Source organism: uncultured Pseudomonas sp., assembly GCF_913774235.1.
Lineage (GTDB): Bacteria > Pseudomonadota > Gammaproteobacteria > Pseudomonadales > Pseudomonadaceae > Chryseomonas.
The window spans coordinates 314,546-331,660 of the sequence record NZ_CAJYDW010000012.1; the positions used below are offsets into that span (position 1 = coordinate 314,546).

At 63.8% G+C, this 17,115-nt stretch carries 14 protein-coding genes; 10 read left to right on the forward strand and 4 right to left on the reverse strand.

Translation table 11 applies throughout. The features are described from left to right. Nucleotides 1–47: 47 nt before the first annotated feature. Nucleotides 48–368, reverse strand: coding sequence for a hypothetical protein (locus QZ471_RS10965; protein WP_295463576.1), 321 nt, complete (start codon nucleotides 366–368; stop codon nucleotides 48–50). Nucleotides 369–579: 211 nt separating this feature from the next. On the opposite strand from QZ471_RS10965, the gene QZ471_RS10970 reads away from it, so the two are divergent. Then, complete coding sequence (locus tag QZ471_RS10970) at nucleotides 580–2,214, forward strand: Na+/H+ antiporter (protein ID WP_295463578.1); 1,635 nt, start codon at nucleotides 580–582, stop codon at nucleotides 2,212–2,214. Here QZ471_RS10970 and dapC read toward each other — a convergent pair. The 3 genes from dapC to map are packed head-to-tail and all read right to left on the reverse strand — an operon-like array spanning nucleotide 2,211 to nucleotide 6,923. After that, nucleotides 2,211–3,404: a succinyldiaminopimelate transaminase gene (gene dapC, locus QZ471_RS10975; RefSeq protein WP_295463580.1), complete on the reverse strand. Its 1,194-nt coding sequence runs from the start codon at nucleotides 3,402–3,404 to the stop codon at nucleotides 2,211–2,213. The two genes, QZ471_RS10970 and dapC, sit on opposite strands and share 4 nt — an antisense overlap. 26 nt (nucleotides 3,405–3,430) lie before the next feature. Then, complete coding sequence (locus QZ471_RS10980) at nucleotides 3,431–6,130, reverse strand: [protein-PII] uridylyltransferase (RefSeq protein WP_295463581.1); 2,700 nt, start codon at nucleotides 6,128–6,130, stop codon at nucleotides 3,431–3,433. A 10-nt stretch (nucleotides 6,131–6,140) separates the two neighbouring features. Then, nucleotides 6,141–6,923 carry a type I methionyl aminopeptidase gene (gene map, locus QZ471_RS10985; RefSeq protein ID WP_059226506.1) on the reverse strand — a complete coding sequence of 261 codons (783 nt, stop codon included), beginning with the start codon at nucleotides 6,921–6,923 and terminating at the stop codon, nucleotides 6,141–6,143. A 286-nt stretch (nucleotides 6,924–7,209) separates the two neighbouring features. On the opposite strand from map, the gene rpsB reads away from it, so the two are divergent. The 9 genes from rpsB to bamA all read left to right on the forward strand — a co-directional run bounded on the left by rpsB (nucleotide 7,210) and on the right by bamA (nucleotide 17,086). Then, complete coding sequence (rpsB, locus tag QZ471_RS10990) at nucleotides 7,210–7,947, forward strand: 30S ribosomal protein S2 (protein WP_295463582.1); 738 nt, start codon at nucleotides 7,210–7,212, stop codon at nucleotides 7,945–7,947. A gap of 132 nt (nucleotides 7,948–8,079) precedes the next feature. Next, complete coding sequence (gene tsf / locus QZ471_RS10995) at nucleotides 8,080–8,949, forward strand: translation elongation factor Ts (RefSeq protein WP_295463584.1); 870 nt, start codon at nucleotides 8,080–8,082, stop codon at nucleotides 8,947–8,949. A gap of 192 nt (nucleotides 8,950–9,141) precedes the next feature. Continuing rightward, nucleotides 9,142–9,885: a UMP kinase gene (pyrH, locus tag QZ471_RS11000; RefSeq protein ID WP_007159492.1), complete on the forward strand. Its 744-nt coding sequence runs from the start codon at nucleotides 9,142–9,144 to the stop codon at nucleotides 9,883–9,885. Then, entirely contained in the window at nucleotides 9,882–10,439 is a 558-nt protein-coding gene (frr, locus tag QZ471_RS11005) for a ribosome recycling factor (protein ID WP_295463587.1), read from the forward strand. The genes pyrH and frr overlap by 4 nt, the downstream gene beginning before the upstream one ends. A gap of 18 nt (nucleotides 10,440–10,457) precedes the next feature. After that, nucleotides 10,458–11,207 (forward strand): polyprenyl diphosphate synthase, encoded by a 750-nt coding sequence (uppS, locus tag QZ471_RS11010; RefSeq protein ID WP_177339185.1) that lies wholly within the window; start codon nucleotides 10,458–10,460, stop codon nucleotides 11,205–11,207. Continuing rightward, nucleotides 11,207–12,022, forward strand: coding sequence for a phosphatidate cytidylyltransferase (locus QZ471_RS11015; protein ID WP_295463591.1), 816 nt, complete (start codon nucleotides 11,207–11,209; stop codon nucleotides 12,020–12,022). Before uppS ends, QZ471_RS11015 begins: the two co-directional genes overlap by 1 nt. After that, nucleotides 12,019–13,200, forward strand: a complete 1,182-nt coding sequence (gene ispC / locus QZ471_RS11020; protein WP_295463593.1) for a 1-deoxy-D-xylulose-5-phosphate reductoisomerase — start codon at nucleotides 12,019–12,021, stop codon at nucleotides 13,198–13,200. The genes QZ471_RS11015 and ispC overlap by 4 nt, the downstream gene beginning before the upstream one ends. 66 nt (nucleotides 13,201–13,266) lie before the next feature. Further along, nucleotides 13,267–14,619, forward strand: a complete 1,353-nt coding sequence (gene rseP / locus QZ471_RS11025) for a sigma E protease regulator RseP (RefSeq protein WP_295463595.1) — start codon at nucleotides 13,267–13,269, stop codon at nucleotides 14,617–14,619. Between the two features lie 73 nt (nucleotides 14,620–14,692). Beyond that, the gene (bamA, locus tag QZ471_RS11030) at nucleotides 14,693–17,086 is read left to right on the forward strand and encodes an outer membrane protein assembly factor BamA (protein ID WP_295463597.1); all 2,394 of its coding nucleotides are present in this window, start codon (nucleotides 14,693–14,695) and stop codon (nucleotides 17,084–17,086) included. The last annotated feature ends 29 nt before the right edge of the window (nucleotides 17,087–17,115 follow it).

The window sequence follows — 17,115 nt, forward strand, 5'->3', positions numbered from 1 at the left end:
GCACCGCTCAATAAAAAACCCGCCGAAAGGCGGGTTTTTTATTGAGCCTACCAGCGCGGTGGCGGGCCGTAGTAGTAGCCGCCGGGAGGCGGTGGCGGGCCGTAGTACACGGGACGCGGTTCAACCACGCGATACTCGTATACTGGCGCCGGTTCGTAGTAGACCACGCGCGGCGGGGGTGGCGGGGGCGGTCCCTGCACGTACACCGGCTCGCGGGCATAGGAATTGGAAACGATGGCACCGCCTACCACGGCGCCCACCACCGCACCGAGAAAGGCAGGGCCCGCGCCACGGCCATGGGCGGACGCCTGGCCGGCGATGGCGAGGCAACTGGCAAGCACCACGACTTGAGTGATGCGACGTAGCATGATCATTCTCCTGCGACCCGGGGTAATGAAACCGGGTATGTCTATCAGACCGCAACGGCGGCGAGTCGCCTAGGTCGACTCGGGTAAAGTTTCGGTAAAACCAAATTCGCGGACGTCAGTCCCAACCACTCGAGGTCGACGTGTCCCCGCGACCCTGGGGCGCATCTCCTGTATTAGGTACCGCCACCGGTGCCCTGACCGCGAGACAGCCGTGCAGATTCTTTATACCGCCTTGATCCTGCTGCTGATGGTGGGTGCCACCCGCCTCAGCGCCCACCTCATTCCCATTCCGCTGCCCCTGATTCAGGTGGTGGTCGGCGCCTTGCTCGCCTGGCCTACCCTGGGGCTGCATGTCGCCCTGGACCCCGAGCTGTTCCTGCTGCTGTTCATTCCGGCGCTGCTGTTCTCCGATGGCTGGCGCATGCCCAAGCGTGAATTCTGGCGGCTACGGCGACCTATCTTCATCCTCGCCTTCGGCCTGGTGTTCCTCACCGTCCTGGGCGCCGGCTGGTTCCTGCACTGGATGCTCAAGCTGCCCTGGGCGGTGGCCTTCGCCCTGGCAGCGGTGCTGTCGCCCACCGACGCCGTGGCGGTGTCCAGCATCGTCCGCGGACGGCTGCCCAGCTCGTTACTGCACGTCATCCAGGGCGAGGCGCTACTTAACGATGCCTCCGGCCTGGTGACCTTCAAGTTCGCCGTGGCGGCGGCCCTGACCGGGGTGTTCTCCCTGGGCGAGGCCAGCCTTAACTTCGTCGTCGTCGCTGTGGGCGGCGCTCTGGTTGGCGCGGTGCTCAGCTGGTTGGTCGGGCGGGCGCGGATCTGGATGGTGGTGCGGCACGGCTGGAGCGATGCCGCGCCCCATGTGGTCTTCATGCTGCTGCTGCCCTTCGCCGCCTACGTCCTGGCGGAGCGCCTGGGCGTCTCGGGCATCCTCTCGGCGGTGGCCGCCGGCATGATGCAGAGTCGGGTCGACCTGCTCCCTCGACAGACCGCCACCCGCCTGCTCAACCACAGCGTTTGGGGGCTGGTGGAGTTCGCCTTCAACGGCCTGGTCTTCCTCATTCTCGGCCTGCAACTGCCCGATATCCTGGCGGCGGCGCTGCCGGCATCCCAGGCGCTCTGGCCCTCGGCGGGCTGGCTGGTGCTCTATGTACTGGGCGCCTATGGGGTGATCATGGCCATTCGCTTCGCGGTCATCCTCGGCTATTGGCACCTGACCCAGCCCAGCGAGGGCCCAATGACCCTTGTTGGGGATCCCCGTCTCATCGCCGCCATCGCCTCGCTCAGTGGCGTGCGCGGGGCGGTGACCCTGGCCGGCGTGCTGTCCCTGCCGTTAGTGCTGTCGGACGGCACGCCCTTCCCGTTGCGCGACGTGCTGGTGTTCATCGCTGCGGGCGTGATCCTGCTATCGCTGGTGGTGGCGAGCATCGGTATTCCGCTGTTGCTGGCGTATCTGCCGGAGCAGTCCAACGACCTGCTGGAGCGGGAGCGTTGCGAGGTGCGGATCAACGCCGCCCGGGCGGCCATTACCGCGCTGGAGGGCGTGGAGTCCAGCGAAGCTGATGAGCCGGCGCGAGCCGCACTGCAGGCCGAGATCAAGGCCGGTATCATCGCGGAATTCCGCGACGAGCTGAGTTCGGCCGATGACAGCGAGGATGCGCGCTCACTGGCGCGGCTGAGGGATACGTTGGATGGCGAGCTGCGTCTGCTCGCCATCCGTGCCCAGCGTCGCGAACTCTATCGACTGCGTATCGCCGGGGTGATCGACGATCTGGTGGTCAACGAATTCCTGCGCGAGCTGGACATCCAGGAGACCGCGCTGATGCGCGATCAGGGCAACCGCTAGCGGCGGCAGAAGCGGCGGATACGCTCTGCCGCTTCCACGCATTCGGCCAGGGGTGCGACCAGCGCCATCCGTACCCGGCCTGCGCCGGGATTGGTTCCGGCGACCTCGCGGGACAGGTAAGACCCCGGAACCACCGTGACATGTTCGGTAGCGAACAGCTCGCGGGCGAAGGCTTCGTCATCTCCCGGGGTCCGTGCCCAGAGATAGAAACCGCCGTCGGGAAGGGACACCTCCAGGCTGCCCTGCAGGACATCCAGCACGGCGGCGAACTTCTGCCGATAGAGCTCGCGGTTCTCGCGTACATGGGCTTCATCGCGCCAGGCCACGGCGCTGGCCTTCTGCACCTGTACCGGCATGGCACAACCGTGATAGGTGCGATAGAGCAGGAAGCGCTTGAGGATGGCGGCATCGCCCGCGACGAAGCCGGATCTCATGCCTGGCAGGTTGGAGCGCTTGGACAGGCTGTGGAAGACCACGCAGCGGGCGAAGTCGCTACGACCCAGTTCGGCGCAGGCGGTCAGCAGTCCGGGCGGCGGATTGCCTTCGTCGAAATAGAGCTCGCTGTAGCACTCGTCGGCGGCGATGACGAAGTCGTGGCGATCGGCCAGGGCGATGAGCTTCTTCTGGGTCTCCAGGGGCAGCAGGGCGCCGGTGGGATTGCCAGGGGAGCAGAGGAACAGCAGCTGGCAGCGCTGCCAGACGTCGTCCGGCACGCTGTCGAAATCGGGGTTGAAGCCGTTGTCCGCCAGGCAGGGCAGGTAATAGGGCTCGGCGCCGGCCAGCAGGGCGGCCCCTTCGTAGATCTGGTAGAAGGGATTGGGGCTCAGGACCAGGCCGTCCTTGCTGCGATCTACCACCGCCTGGGTAAAGGAGAACAGCGCTTCCCGGGTGCCGGTCACCGGCAGCACATGGCGCGCCGGGTCCAGCCAGTCCGCCGGAACGGCGAAACGCTGGCTGGCCCAGGCGGCGATGGCCTCGCGCAGGTCGGCGATGCCCAGGGTGGTGGGGTAGACCGCCAACTGGTCCAGATTTGCCGTCAGCGCTTCGGCGACGAAGGCAGGCGCCGGATGCTTGGGCTCACCGATCGACAGCGGGATGGGTCTGATCGAGGCCGGGGGGGTGACGCCGGCGAGCAGGGCACGCAGCTTCTCGAACGGGTAGGGGTGCAGCAGGTCGAGGGTTGGATTCATCGTCGGGTGGTCCTTCGTTCGAGGCGCTAGATACTGATGCGGGAAAGCGGTGCCTGACTGTCCGGCTCGCCCAGCTGCTTGATCAGTGCCTGTTGCAGGGCGGTGCAGAGCTGCGGGTCCGACAGCGGTCGGCCGTCCGCGTCGGTGACGTAGAAGACGTCCTCCACGCGCTCGCCGAGGGTGGCGATCTTGGCGTTGAGCACCGAGAGGTCGAAATCCAGGAAGATGCGTCCGACCCGGGCCAGCAGGCCGGGTCGGTCCGGCGCCGTCAGCTCGATCAGGCTGACCGAGCGGGCGGTCTCGGTATAGATGTTCACCTGGGGGGCGAAGGCGAAATGCTTGAGCTGGCGCGTGACGCGCCGGTTGATGATGCTCGGGTATTCCTCGGGATGCTTCAGCGCCTCGATCAAGCCCGCGCGAATCTGGGCGATACGCGCCGGATTGTTGCCGATGGAACCGCCATCGGTGTCCAGCACGATGTAGGTGTCCAGGGTGAACTGGCTGGTGGAGGTAATGATGCGCGCGTCCTGAATGTTCAGGTTGAGCTGGTCCATCACCGCCACGGTCACCGCGAAGAAGTCATGCTGGTCGGCGGCATAGATGAAGATCTGGGTGCCGCCTTCGGAGTCGCGCTGGGTGGTCTCGCGGATCAGTACCAGGGGCTCGGCGACGTCGCCATGGCCGAGGATGGCTTCGGTGTGCCAGGCGACGTCCAGGGCGGTATGGCGCAGGAAATAGGCATCGCCCAACTGCGACCACAGCTGTTCGGCGTCATCCGCATCGATGCCGCGGCGCATCAGGGTGTCCAGGGCCGACTGCTGGGTGCTGCGAATCTGCTCTTCGCGATTGACCGGATTCTCCAGGCCCCGGCGCAGGGCGCGTTTGGTCTCGGTATAGAGCTGGCGCAGCAGGGTCGCACGCCAGGAGTTCCACAGCGAGGGATTGGTCGCGGTGATGTCGGCTACGGTCAGGACGTATAGATAGTCCAGATGGGTGTGATCGCCAACGGTAAGCGCGAAGTCGTGGATCACCTGGGGATCGGACAGGTCCTTGCGCTGGGCGGTGGTCGACATCACCAGGTGGTTACGCACCAGCCAACTGACCAGCCGAGTGTCCCAGTCGGGCAACTGATGGCGACGACCGAAGGCTTCCACGTCCTCGGCACCGAGTTCCGAGTGATCGCCGCCACGACCCTTGGCGATATCGTGATAGAGCCCGGCGATGTAGATCAGCTCGGGCTTGGGCAGCTTGTGGATCACCCGGGTGGCCAGCGGATATTTTTCCGCCAGTACGTCGTAACTCATCTTGCGCAGGTGCTTGATGAGATTCAGGGTGTGGGCATCGACCGTGTAGATGTGGAAGAGGTCGTGCTGCATCTGCCCGACGATCTGGCCGAATTCCGGCAGGTAGAGTCCCAGAAGTCCATAACGATTCATCCGCCGCAGATTGCGATGGATACCGGATTCGCTCTTGAGCAGCTCGATGAACAGGCTGGTGTTGCGGATGTCCTGGCGGAAGGCGTCGTCGATCAGGTGGCGGCTGTCGCGCAGCAGGCGGATGGTGCCGGCGCTGGGCCCCTTGATCTCGGGGTTCTGCGCCAGCAGGACGAACAGTTCCATCAGGGCGAACGGCGTGCGCAGGAACACCTGCGGGTGCACCACTTCGAGGTAGCCGTTACGCACCTGGAATCTGTTATTGAGCGGGGTCACCGCGTTGGGTGCTTGCTCGTCGCGCAGGTTCACTTCCTCGAAGTGCTGCATCACCACGTCGCTCAGCTGGGAGACGTCCATCACCACGCGGTAGTACTTCTGCATGAAGCGCTCCACCGCCAGCTTGGCATCGTTGTCCTCGTAGCCGAGCAGGTTGGCAATCCGTCGCTGGTGATCGAACAGCAGTCGATCCTCGGGCCGCCCCGCCAGCATGTGCAGGGCATAGCGCACCTTCCACAGATATTCCTGCGCGGAGGTCAGCAGGCTGCATTCGCTTTCGGTCAGGAAACCCTGGCCTACCAGGGCCTGTAGATTGAGGGTGCCGAATTGCCGCCGGGCGATCCACAGTATCGTCTGGATGTCGCGCAGGCCGCCGGGCGAGCCCTTCACGTTGGGTTCGAGGTTGTATTCGGTGTCGTTGTACTTGGCATGGCGCGCGCTCTGCTCGGCGCGCTTGGCCAGGTAGAAAGCGCGGCCCGGCCAGAGATGCTCAACGCTGGTGGCCGCCAGCATCGCCTGGCGCAAGTGCTCGGGTCCGGCCAGGGTGCGGCTTTCCATCAGGTTGGTGATCACCGTGAGGTCGGCCATGGCCTCGATCGCGCATTCGCGTAAGGATCTCACGCTCTGCCCGACGGCCAGGCCGACGTCCCATAGCAGGGTCAGGAAGCCTTCGATGGAGTTGCGGAAGCGCTCCTGCTCCTCTTCGGCCAGCAGGATCAGCAGGTCGATGTCGGAATGTGGATGCAATTCACCTCGCCCATAACCGCCGACTGCGAGCAGGGCGATGCCGTCGCCCGGCCAGTCGAAGCGATTCCAGGCCGCAGTGAGCATCTGGTCGATGAACCAGGCACGATCCTCGACCAGTCGCCGTACGCTGCGGCCTGCCAGGAAGCGCTCGTCAAGCGTGGCGTTCGCGGAACGGATGAATTTCTTGAAGGCCGCGATGGGGCTGGCTTTCAGCGAAAGCTCAGCCTGAAACTGGCCGGCGTCGAACAACTCCGAATCGACCTGGGGCATGGGCGCTCACTCACGCAGAAACGCGGGGAAAGGTTTCGTCCTTTCTCAGGGTCAGGATCTCGTAACCCTCTTCGGTGACCAGCACCGTGTGCTCCCACTGCGCGGACAGCTTGCGGTCCTTGGTGATGGCGGTCCAGCCATCGCCTAGCAGGCGGGTCTCGTAGCGGCCCTGGTTGATCATCGGCTCGATGGTGAAGATCATCCCGGCCTGCAGTTCCAGCCCCGTGCCGGCGCGCCCGTAGTGCACCACCTGCGGCTCCTCGTGAAAGCCCTTGCCGATGCCGTGGCCACAGTATTCGCGTACCACCGAGAAACCATTCTTCTCGGCGTGCTTCTGGATGATCTCGCCGATGTCGCCCAGACGCGCGCCCGGACGGACCAGGGAGATACCCTTATAGAGGCATTCCTGGGTGACCTGGCACAGCCGATCCGCCCACTCGGGCACGTCGCCCACCAGGTACATCTTGCTGGTGTCGCCGTGGTAGCCGTCTTTGATGACGGTGATATCCACGTTCATGATGTCGCCGCTCTTGAGTGGCTTGTCATTTGGAATGCCGTGGCAGACCACGTGATTCAGCGAGGTGCAGATGGATTTCGGATAGCCCTTGTAGTTCAGCGGGGCGGGGATGGCCTGCTGCACGTTGACGATATAGTCGTGGGCCAGGCGATCCAGTTCTTCGGTGGTGATGCCGGGACGCACATGCGCGTCCAGCATTTCCAGCACCTCGGCGGCCAGCTGGCCGGCGACGCGCATCTTGGCGATGTCTTCAGGGGTCTTCAGGATGACGGTCATCGGAAATCTCTAGGTATCACGCCGGGCGTTAGCTTTCGATCCGCTATTCTATCAGGTCTGGCGACCGCGCTGGGGCTGCCCCGGCATCGGTTGCGCCCGGCAGTCGGCAATCGCCGCTGGTGGTATGCCGAGAGGCATGATATAAAGTCGCGCGCTTTTTCGGGGCCAAGCCCCTTCATGCGCTCCTAACCCCACACACGCATCGACACGATGACCTGGGTGCTTCCCGATGGGAAGTTGGTCATTGGGATGCGTGGAGGCCCAACCCGACTACGAGGAACATCTAATGTCTCAAGTCTCCATGCGTGACATGCTGAAAGCCGGCGTGCATTTCGGCCACCAAACCCGTTACTGGAACCCGAAGATGGGCAAGTACATCTTCGGCGCGCGCAACAAGATCCACATCATCAACCTCGAAAAGACCCTGCCGATGTTCAACGAGGCTCTGACCTTCGTTGAGCGCCTGGCTTCCGGCAAGAACAAGATCCTGTTCGTCGGCACCAAGCGTTCCGCCGGCAAGATCGTTCGCGAAGAAGCTGCTCGTTGCGGTCAGCCCTTCGTCGACCATCGCTGGTTGGGCGGCATGCTGACCAACTACAAGACCATCCGCGCCTCGATCAAGCGTCTGCGCGATCTGGAAGTCCAGTCCCAGGACGGTACTTTCGACAAGCTGACCAAGAAAGAAGCCCTGATGCGTACCCGTGACCTCGAGAAGCTCGAGCGCAGCCTGGGTGGTATCAAGGACATGGGCGGCCTGCCGGACGCGCTGTTCGTCGTCGACGTCGACCACGAGCGCATCGCCATCACCGAAGCCAACAAGCTGGGCATCCCGGTCATCGGCGTCGTCGATACCAACAGCAGCCCGGAAGGCGTGGACTACGTCATTCCCGGTAACGACGACGCCTTCCGCGCCGTTCAGCTGTACCTGAGCAGCGTCGCTGACGCTGTGATCCGTGGCGGCAGCAATGCCGGCGCGGGTGAAGCTTTCGTCGAAGAAGCCGCTGCCGAAGCCGTCGAGGGCTAAGCGAAACGACCCTCCGGGTCGAGTGGTTCGACGCGCGAGAAGGGGGCCTAGCCCCCTTTTTGCCTACTAGCGTTTCATTGGCTCCGTCATCGTGCGGAGTGACCTCGAAACCGTTTCAAGAGGATTTCAAACATGGCAGAAATCACTGCAGCCCTGGTCAAAGAACTGCGCGAGCGTACCGGCCAAGGCATGATGGATTGCAAGAAGGCCCTAGCCGCTGCCGGTGGCGACATCGAGAAGGCCATCGACGACATGCGTGCCGCTGGCGCCATCAAGGCCGCCAAGAAAGCCGGTAACGTGGCTGCTGAAGGCTCCATCGCGGTCAAGGTCGCCGATGACCACAAGGCTGCCGTCATCATCGAAGTCAACTCCCAGACCGATTTCCTGGCTCTGCAGGACGACTTCAAAGGCTTCGTCGCCGCCAGCCTGGACAAGGCCTTCGCCGAGAAGATGAGCGATGCCGCTCCGCTGATCGCCGCTCAGGAAGGTGCTCGTGAAGCCCTGGTCGCCAAGTGCGGCGAGAACGTCAACATCCGTCGCCTGACCCGCGTGGAAGGCGATGTGGTTGGCGCCTACCTGCACGGTCACCGCATCGGTGTGGTCGTCACCCTGCAGGGCGGCACCGCCGAACTGGCCAAGGAAATCGCCATGCACGTCGCGGCGAGCAATCCCCAGTTCCTGAACCCCTCCCAGGTTTCCGAAGACGCCATCGCCAAGGAAAAGGAAATTTTCCTGGCGCTGAACGCCGACAAGATCGCCGGCAAGCCGGAAAACATCGTGGAGAACATGGTCAAGGGCCGCATCAACAAGTTCCTGGCCGAAGCCAGCCTGGTCGAGCAGCCTTTCATCAAGGACCCGGAAGTCAAGGTCGGCGAGCTGGCCAAGAAAGCCGGTGCCGAGATCGTCTCCTTCGTGCGCTACGAAGTGGGTGAAGGCATCGAGAAGGCCGAAGTCGACTTCGCTGCCGAAGTCGCTGCCCAGCTGGCTGCCAGCAAGCAGTAAGATCGGCATCCGCTGATGACCAGGAGGCCGCCCGCTTCGAGCGCGCGGCCTCTTTGTCAAATTGGAAGGCACGTCTAGTTTCTCGCCTCCCAAGGAGTTTTTTGCCGATTGGAGTGAACGCAACTGCGGTTGCGCTTTCCTATCGCTGGATCAAAATCCCCCGCACATGTTCATCGCCACAGGAGAGAGTGAATGGCACAGCAGATGAGTGGTCGCCAACCCCGTTACAAGCGTATTCTGCTGAAGCTCAGTGGCGAAGCCCTGATGGGAAGTGAAGACTTCGGGATCGACCCGAAGGTGCTGGACCGCATGTCGCTGGAGATCGGGCAACTGGTCGGTATCGGTGTCCAGGTCGGCCTGGTGATTGGCGGTGGCAACCTGTTCCGCGGCGCGGCCCTGTCCGCAGCCGGTATGGATCGTGTCACCGGCGACCACATGGGCATGCTGGCCACGGTGATGAATGCCCTGGCCATGCGTGATGCCCTGGAGCGCTCCAACATTCCTGCGACGGTGATGTCCGCGATCTCCATGGTCGGTGTGACCGACCAGTACGACCGCCGCAAGGCGCTGCGCCAGTTAAAGGATGGCGAGGTCGTCATCTTCTCCGCGGGTACCGGCAACCCCTTCTTCACCACCGATTCCGCCGCCTGTCTGCGGGCGATCGAGGTGGAAGCCGACCTGGTACTCAAGGCCACCAAGGTGGATGGTGTATATACGGCCGATCCCTTCAAGGATCCCAATGCCGAAAAATTCGAGCGTCTCACCTACGACGAGGTGCTCGACCGCAAGCTGGGCGTCATGGATCTCACGGCCATCTGTCTCTGCCGTGACCACAGCATGCCCTTGCGGGTCTTCAACATGAACAAGCCCGGCGCCCTGCTCAACATCGTGGTGGGTGGTGGCGAGGGTACCCTGATCGAGGAGGGAGCAGCATGATCGACGAGATCAAGAAGGATGCGCAGGCGCGCATGACCAAGACCCTGGAAGCCCTGGGCCACGCCTTTGCCAAGATCCGTACCGGGCGCGCTCATCCGAGCATTCTGGATAGCGTCATGGTGTCCTACTACGGCAGCGACACCCCACTGCGTCAGGTGGCCAACGTCACCGTCGAGGATTCGCGGACCCTGGCGCTGAGCGTGTTCGACAAGAGCATGATCCAGGCGGTCGAGAAGGCCATCATGACCTCCGACCTGGGCCTGAACCCGGCTACCGCAGGCACCACCATTCGGGTGCCGATGCCGGCGCTGACTGAAGAAACCCGTAAGGGCTTCACCAAGCAGGCACGTGCCGAGGCCGAGCAGGCGCGGGTGTCGGTGCGCAACATCCGTCGCGATGCCCTGGCCCAGCTCAAGGATCTCCTCAAGGAAAAGGAAATCAGCGAGGACGAAGATCGCCGTGCGCAGGACGAAGTCCAGAAGCTGACGGACAAGTACGTCGCCGAGGTGGACAAGGCTCTGGAGGCCAAAGAAGCCGACCTGATGGCCGTTTGACAACGATTGGGACGTAGCATGGGCATGAGCAAGCCAGGCAAGGTGGTGCCGCGTCACGTGGCGATCATCATGGATGGGAACAATCGCTGGGCGCGTCGTCGATTGCTGCCTGGCGTCGCCGGTCACAAGGCCGGGGTCGACGCCGTGCGAGCGGTCATCGAGGTCTGCGGCGACGCGGGCGTCGAGGTACTGACGCTGTTCGCCTTTTCCAGCGAGAACTGGCGGCGCCCGGCCGACGAGGTCGGCGCCCTGATGGAGCTGTTCCTCTCCGCCCTGCGGCGGGAAGCCAAGAAGCTGCATCAGAACGGCATCCGCCTGCGCATCATCGGCGACCGCTCGCTGTTCCATCCGGAACTGCAGGCCGCCATGGCGGAGGTCGAGGCGCTCACGGCCCATCACACCCGCTTCGTGTTGCAGATCGCCGCCAACTACGGCGGCCAGTGGGACATCACCCAAGCCGCTCAGCAACTGGCGTCGCAGGTCCAGCAGGGTAGCCTGCAGCCGGCGGACATCACGCCGGAGTTGCTCCAGGGCTGTCTTGCGACCGCAGACCTGCCATTGCCCGACCTGTGCATCCGTACCGGTGGCGAGCGGCGGGTCAGCAACTTCCTGCTCTGGCAGATCGCCTATGCCGAGCTGTATTTTTCCGACCTTTTCTGGCCGGACTTCAAGCACGAAGCCATGCAGGCGGCCCTGGCCGACTTCGCCACTCGCCAACGGCGTTTCGGCCGGACCTGCGAACAGGTGGAAGCGGAGCTGCGCGCCTAATGCTGAAACAGCGAGTTATCACGGCGATGGTGCTGTTGCCCATCGCCCTGGCTGGATTTTTCTGGCTGGAAGGGGCGCCGTTCGCGCTGTTCATCGGTGCGGTGGTGGTGCTGGGGGCCTGGGAATGGGCTCGCCTGGCCGGTCTCGAGGCGCAGCCCCTGCGCTGTGCCTACGCCGCCATCGTCGCGCTGGCGCTGTTGTTGTGCTGGAGGCTTCCTGCGGGTGCTCACGGATTGCTGTTCATCAGCCTCGCCTGGTGGCTGTACGCGACCGTGCTGGTGCTGACCTATCCCGATAGCGCACGCGCCTGGCAGGCGCCCTGGCGGCGACTGCTCATCGGGCTGGTGGTACTGGTCCCGGCCTGGCAGGGCCTGATGCTGCTCAAGGCGGCACCGGGCGGCAATCTGCTGATTCTCGAAGTGATGATGCTGGTCTGGCTGGCCGACATCTTCGCCTATTTCTCCGGACGAGCCTTTGGCAAGCGCAAGCTGGCGCCGGCCGTGAGCCCCGGCAAGAGCTGGGAAGGCCTCTACGGTGGTCTGGCCGCCGCGCTGATCGCGACCCTGGTGCTCGGCCTGGTAAGGGGTTGGGGCTTGGGCGATCTGCTGCAGGCACTCATCGGGGCCGCCTGCGTGGTGCTCATTTCCGTCGTCGGTGATCTCACCGAAAGCATGTTCAAGCGCCAGGCCGGACTCAAGGACAGCAGCCAGCTGCTGCCGGGACATGGCGGGGTGCTGGATCGCATCGACAGCCTGACGGCCGCGGTGCCGCTGTTCGCGCTACTGCTCTGGTGGGCTGGCTGGGGTGTGCAGTGAGCCTCCAGCGTCTGTGCGTCCTTGGCGCCACCGGTTCCATCGGCGCCAGTACCCTGGATGTGGTGGCGCAGCATCCGGGACGGTACGAAATCTTCGCCCTCAGTGGCCATCGTCGTTTGAAGGAACTGGCCGAACTCTGCCAGCGCTTCCGCCCACGTTGTGTCGCGGTACCGGATGAGGCTTCCGCCGAGCGCTTGCAGGCACTGCTCCAGGCGGCCGACGCCTCGCCCGACATCCTCATTGGCGAGTCCGGGCTGGAGACCATCGCCGCTCATCCGCAGGTCGATACCGTCATGGCGGCGATCGTCGGTGCGGCGGGCCTCAAGCCCACGCTGGCGGCGGTCAAGGCCGGCAAACGGGTACTGCTCGCCAACAAGGAAGCACTGGTCATGAGTGGCGCGCTGTTCATCGAGGCGGTGCGCGCCAGTGGTGCGACGCTGCTGCCGATCGACAGCGAACACAATGCCATCTTCCAATGCCTGGCCGATCCCGCCACTCCGGGTCTAGCCGCCAAGGGAGTGCGTCGCATCCTGTTGACCGCCTCGGGTGGTCCCTTCCGCCAGACGCCTGCCGAGCTGTTGCGGGATGTCACGCCCGACCAGGCCTGCGCCCATCCCAAGTGGTCCATGGGGCGCAAGATCTCGGTGGATTCCGCGACCCTGATGAACAAGGGGCTCGAACTGATCGAGGCCTGCTGGTTGTTCGATGCCACCCCGGCGCAGGTCGAAGTGGTCATCCATCCCCAGAGTGTCATCCACTCCCTGGTGGACTACGTGGACGGCTCGGTGCTGGCCCAGTTGGGCAATCCCGATATGCGCACGCCCATCGCCCATGCCCTGGCCTGGCCGGAGCGCATAGCCTCCGGCGTCGCGGCGCTCGATCTGTTCGAGATCGGTCGACTCGAGTTCGAGCGGCCCGATGAAACGCGTTTTCCCTGCCTGCGCCTGGCGCGGGAAGCGGCCCAGGCGGGCGGTTGTCTGCCGGCGACGCTCAATGCGGCCAACGAAGTCGCCGTCGAGGCCTTCCTCGCGGGGCGGTTGGGCTTCACCGAAATTCCGCGGCTGATCGAGTCGGTGCTCCAAGGCACGGCCCCGTGCCCGGCGGACAATCTCGAGGCGGTCTTCGCGGCCGACGCCACCGCTCGGCGGTTGGCGCAGGCCTGGCTGTCGAGTCGCTGATCCGGCGCCTCGACACCCGGTCCGCGAGTCAGCAGAATCTGCACACTGAGGTAGCGGAGGCAGCCAATGTCCATCCTGTACACGATTCTGGGAACCCTGATCGCCCTCGGCGTCCTGGTGACCATCCATGAGTATGGCCATTTCTGGACGGCGCGGCGTTGCGGCGTCAAGGTGCTGCGTTTCTCGGTAGGCTTCGGCCAGCCCCTGCTGCGCTGGCACGATCGTCACGGTACCGAATTCGTGGTCGCGGCCATTCCCCTGGGTGGTTACGTCAAGATGCTGGACGAGCGCGAGGCGCCGGTCGCACCCGAAGAACAGCATGCCGCCTTCAATCGTAAGACCGTTCGCCAGCGTATCGCCATCGTCGCCGCTGGCCCGATCGCCAACTTCCTGCTGGCGATCCTGTTCTTCTGGTTGCTGGCCATGCTGGGCTCCCAGCAGCCGCGCCCGGTGGTGGGCGCGGTCGTTGCCGGCACGCCGGCGGCCCAGGCCAGTATCCCGGTGGGCGCCGAATTGACCGCAGTCGACGATGAGCCGGTGGACAGCTGGTCGGCGGTCAACCTGCGACTGGTCGATCGGCTGGGCGAGAGCGGGCCGCTGCGGCTGAGCTACATCGTTCCGGGTACCACGGCGGAGCAGAGTAGCGTCATCGAGCTGCAGTCCTGGCTGCGCGGCGCCGAGGATCCGGACCCGATCCAGGCCCTGGGGCTGCGACCCTGGCGGCCCCGTGTGCCGGCTGTCTTCGCCGAGCTCGATCCGGCGGGTCCTGCCCAGGCGGCCGGTTTGCAGACCGGCGACCGCCTGATCGCTCTGGACGGCGTGGCCATCGACGATTGGCAGCAGGCCGTGGACTGGGTGAGGGCTCATCCCAATCGTCAGATCAAACTGACCTACGAGCGCCAGGGTCAGCAGCACGATGTCTCCCTGCGGCTGGGCGCGCGGCGGGTCGAGACTGCCGAGGCAGGCTACCTAGGCGCCGGTGTGGCCCCGGTCAAGTGGCCAGCGGAAATGGTTCGCGAAATCAGCTACGGACCCGTGGCAGCCGTGGGCGAGGGCGTTGCCCGTACCTGGCAGATGAGCGTGCTGACGCTGGTTTCCCTGAAGAAGATGCTCTTGGGAGAGCTGTCGGTAAAAAACTTGAGCGGGCCGATAACCATTGCTAAAGTGGCGGGCGCTTCCGCTCAGTCGGGCCTGGGGGATTTTCTCAATTTCCTGGCGTACTTGAGCATAAGCCTGGGGGTTCTGAATCTGTTGCCGATCCCCGTGCTCGACGGTGGTCACCTGGTGTTCTACTTCGTCGAGTGGATTCGCGGGCGGCCCTTGTCCGAGCGCGTGCAGACCTGGGGCATGCAGATCGGTATTAGCCTCGTCGTGGGTGTGATGCTGCTGGCCTTGGTCAATGACCTCGGTCGCCTCTGACACTCTGCTGATTGCCGAATCTGCCGCCCAGTGCGGCAGATTCTTTATTTGCCAGTTGGAATAAAAGGGACTCATGAAACGCCTGCTGCTACCTGCGGTAATAGCCGCGCTGATGATCGGCGAGGTACACGCCGAGTCCTTCACCATCTCCGATATCCGCGTCAACGGACTGCAACGTGTATCGTCCGGCAGCGTTTTCGGGGCCCTGCCACTGAACGTCGGCGAAGCCGTCGACGACAACAAGCTGGCCGAGGCCTCCCGGTCGCTGTTCCGCACCGGTTTCTTCCAGGACATCCAGTTGGGCCGTGACGGCAACGTCCTGGTAGTCAACGTCGTCGAGCGTCCATCCATTTCCAGCATCACCCTGGAAGGCAACAAGGCGATCTCCACCGATGACCTGATGAAGGGGCTCAAGCAGGCCGGTCTCGCCGAGGGCGAGATCTTCCAGCGCGCCACGCTCGAAGGTGTCCGCAACGAGCTGCTGCGCCAGTACGTGGCCCAGGGGCGTTATTCCGCCAGCATCGACACCGAGGTGGTGCCCCAGCCGCGCAACCGCGTACAGCTGAAGATCACCATCAACGAGGGCGAGGTGGCGACCATCTCCCACGTCAACGTGGTGGGCAACACGGTCTTCCCCGAGGACGATCTGACCTCGTTGTTCGAACTCAAGCCGAGCAACTGGCTGTCGTTCTTCAAGAACGACGACAAGTATTCCCGGGAGAAGCTGTCGGGTGACCTGGAGCGACTGCGCTCCTACTACCTCGACCGCGGCTACATCAACATGGACATCACCTCGACCCAGGTGTCCATCACGCCCGACAAGAAGCACGTCTACATCACGGTCAACGTCAACGAAGGGCAGAAGTACACCGTTCGTGACGTGAAGCTGTCCGGTGACCTCAAGGTGCCGGAAGAAGAGCTGCGCAAGCTGATGCTGGTCCAGCCGGGCCAGGTCTTCTCGCGCAAGGTGATGACCACCACCTCGGACCTGATCACGCGCCGCCTGGGCAACGAGGGTTACACCTTCGCCAACGTCAACGGCCTACCCGAGCCCCACGACGACGATCACAGCGTGTCCCTGACCTACGTGGTCGATCCGGGCAAGCGCTCCTACGTCAATCGCATCAACTTCCGCGGCAACACCAAGACCGAGGACGAGGTGCTGCGTCGCGAGATGCGCCAGATGGAAGGTGGTTGGGCTTCCACCTACCTCATCGACCAGTCCAAGACTCGCCTCGAGCGCCTGGGCTACTTCAAGGAAGTCAAGGTCGAGACGCCTCAGGTGCCTGGCACCGACGACATGGTCGACGTGAACTACAACGTCGAGGAACAACCTTCCGGCTCCATCACCGCCAGCATCGGTTTCGCCCAGAGCGCCGGTCTGATCCTCGGTGGTTCCATCAGCCAGAACAACTTCCTGGGTACCGGTAACCAGGTCAGCATCGGTCTGACCCGCTCCCAGTACCAGAGCCGCTACAACTTCAGCTTCACCGATCCCTACTTCACGCCCGATGGCGTGAGCCTGGGCTACAACATCTTCTATCGCAGCACCGACTACAGCAAACTGTACGACAGTGACGTCTCCTACTACTCGATCAACAGCCTGGGTACCGGTGTGACCCTGGGCTATCCGATCAGCGAGACCTCGCGTCTGACCTACGGGCTGAGCGTGCAGAACGACGAGATCAACCCCGGTACCTACAGTGCCGACGAGATCTACGACTTCGTCGAGCGAGAAGGGAAGGACTTCACCAACTTCAAGGCCAGCATCGGCTGGTCGAGCTCCACGCTCAACCGTGGTGTCTTGCCGACCCGTGGTGCCTCCCAGAGCCTGACCGGCCAGATCACCATCCCCGGTAGCGACCTGAGCTTCTACAAGCTCGACTACCGCGGCCAGCTGTTCACGCCGCTGACCGATAACACCGCGCTGCGCTTCCACACCGAGCTGGGCTACGGCGACGGCTATGGCAGCACCGATGGCCTGCCGTTCTACGAGAACTACTACGCCGGTGGTTTCAACTCGGTGCGGGGCTTCGAAGACAGCAGCCTGGGGCCGCGTACGACTCCGCCAGCCCTTGTAGATCCTAATGATCCAACCAAGGGCACGAAGTACGGCGCCCAGGGCCAGGGCTACCGCGATCGCGACAAGTCCGAAGCCTTCGGTGGCAACGTGCTCATCACCGGCGGCGTGGAATACCTCTTCCCGCTGCCCTTCGTGAAGGATCAGAAGTCGCTGCGTACCGTGCTGTTCTGGGACGTGGGTAACGTGTTCAGCACCAAGTGCTATCTGAACACCACGCAGAATTGCGGCGATGTCAGCTTCTCGAACATGGCGAGCTCGGTCGGCGTCGGTCTGACCTGGGTCACCGCCCTGGGGCCGCTGAGCTTCAGCCTCGGCGTGCCGGTCAAGAAGCCGGGCAATTCCGATCCGCAGGTCTTCCAGTTCTCGCTGGGTCAGACGTTCTGACCCAGGCTACACCTTTGCGCTTCACGCAG

What these genes read in the sequence shown, in the direction of transcription:
- rpsB (WP_295463582.1), top strand. Translation starts at nt 7,210, where the DNA reads ATGTCTCAAGTCTCCATGCGTGACATGCTGAAAGCCGGCGTGCATTTC.
- dapC (WP_295463580.1), bottom strand. Translation starts at nt 3,404, where the DNA reads ATGAATCCAACCCTCGACCTGCTGCACCCCTACCCGTTCGAGAAGCTG.
- pyrH (WP_007159492.1), top strand. Translation starts at nt 9,142, where the DNA reads ATGGCACAGCAGATGAGTGGTCGCCAACCCCGTTACAAGCGTATTCTG.
- QZ471_RS11015 (WP_295463591.1), top strand. Translation starts at nt 11,207, where the DNA reads ATGCTGAAACAGCGAGTTATCACGGCGATGGTGCTGTTGCCCATCGCC.
- QZ471_RS10980 (WP_295463581.1), bottom strand. Translation starts at nt 6,130, where the DNA reads ATGCCCCAGGTCGATTCGGAGTTGTTCGACGCCGGCCAGTTTCAGGCT.
- bamA (WP_295463597.1), top strand. Translation starts at nt 14,693, where the DNA reads ATGAAACGCCTGCTGCTACCTGCGGTAATAGCCGCGCTGATGATCGGC.
- frr (WP_295463587.1), top strand. Translation starts at nt 9,882, where the DNA reads ATGATCGACGAGATCAAGAAGGATGCGCAGGCGCGCATGACCAAGACC.
- map (WP_059226506.1), bottom strand. Translation starts at nt 6,923, where the DNA reads ATGACCGTCATCCTGAAGACCCCTGAAGACATCGCCAAGATGCGCGTC.
- rseP (WP_295463595.1), top strand. Translation starts at nt 13,267, where the DNA reads ATGTCCATCCTGTACACGATTCTGGGAACCCTGATCGCCCTCGGCGTC.
- uppS (WP_177339185.1), top strand. Translation starts at nt 10,458, where the DNA reads ATGGGCATGAGCAAGCCAGGCAAGGTGGTGCCGCGTCACGTGGCGATC.
- tsf (WP_295463584.1), top strand. Translation starts at nt 8,080, where the DNA reads ATGGCAGAAATCACTGCAGCCCTGGTCAAAGAACTGCGCGAGCGTACC.
- QZ471_RS10965 (WP_295463576.1), bottom strand. Translation starts at nt 368, where the DNA reads ATGCTACGTCGCATCACTCAAGTCGTGGTGCTTGCCAGTTGCCTCGCC.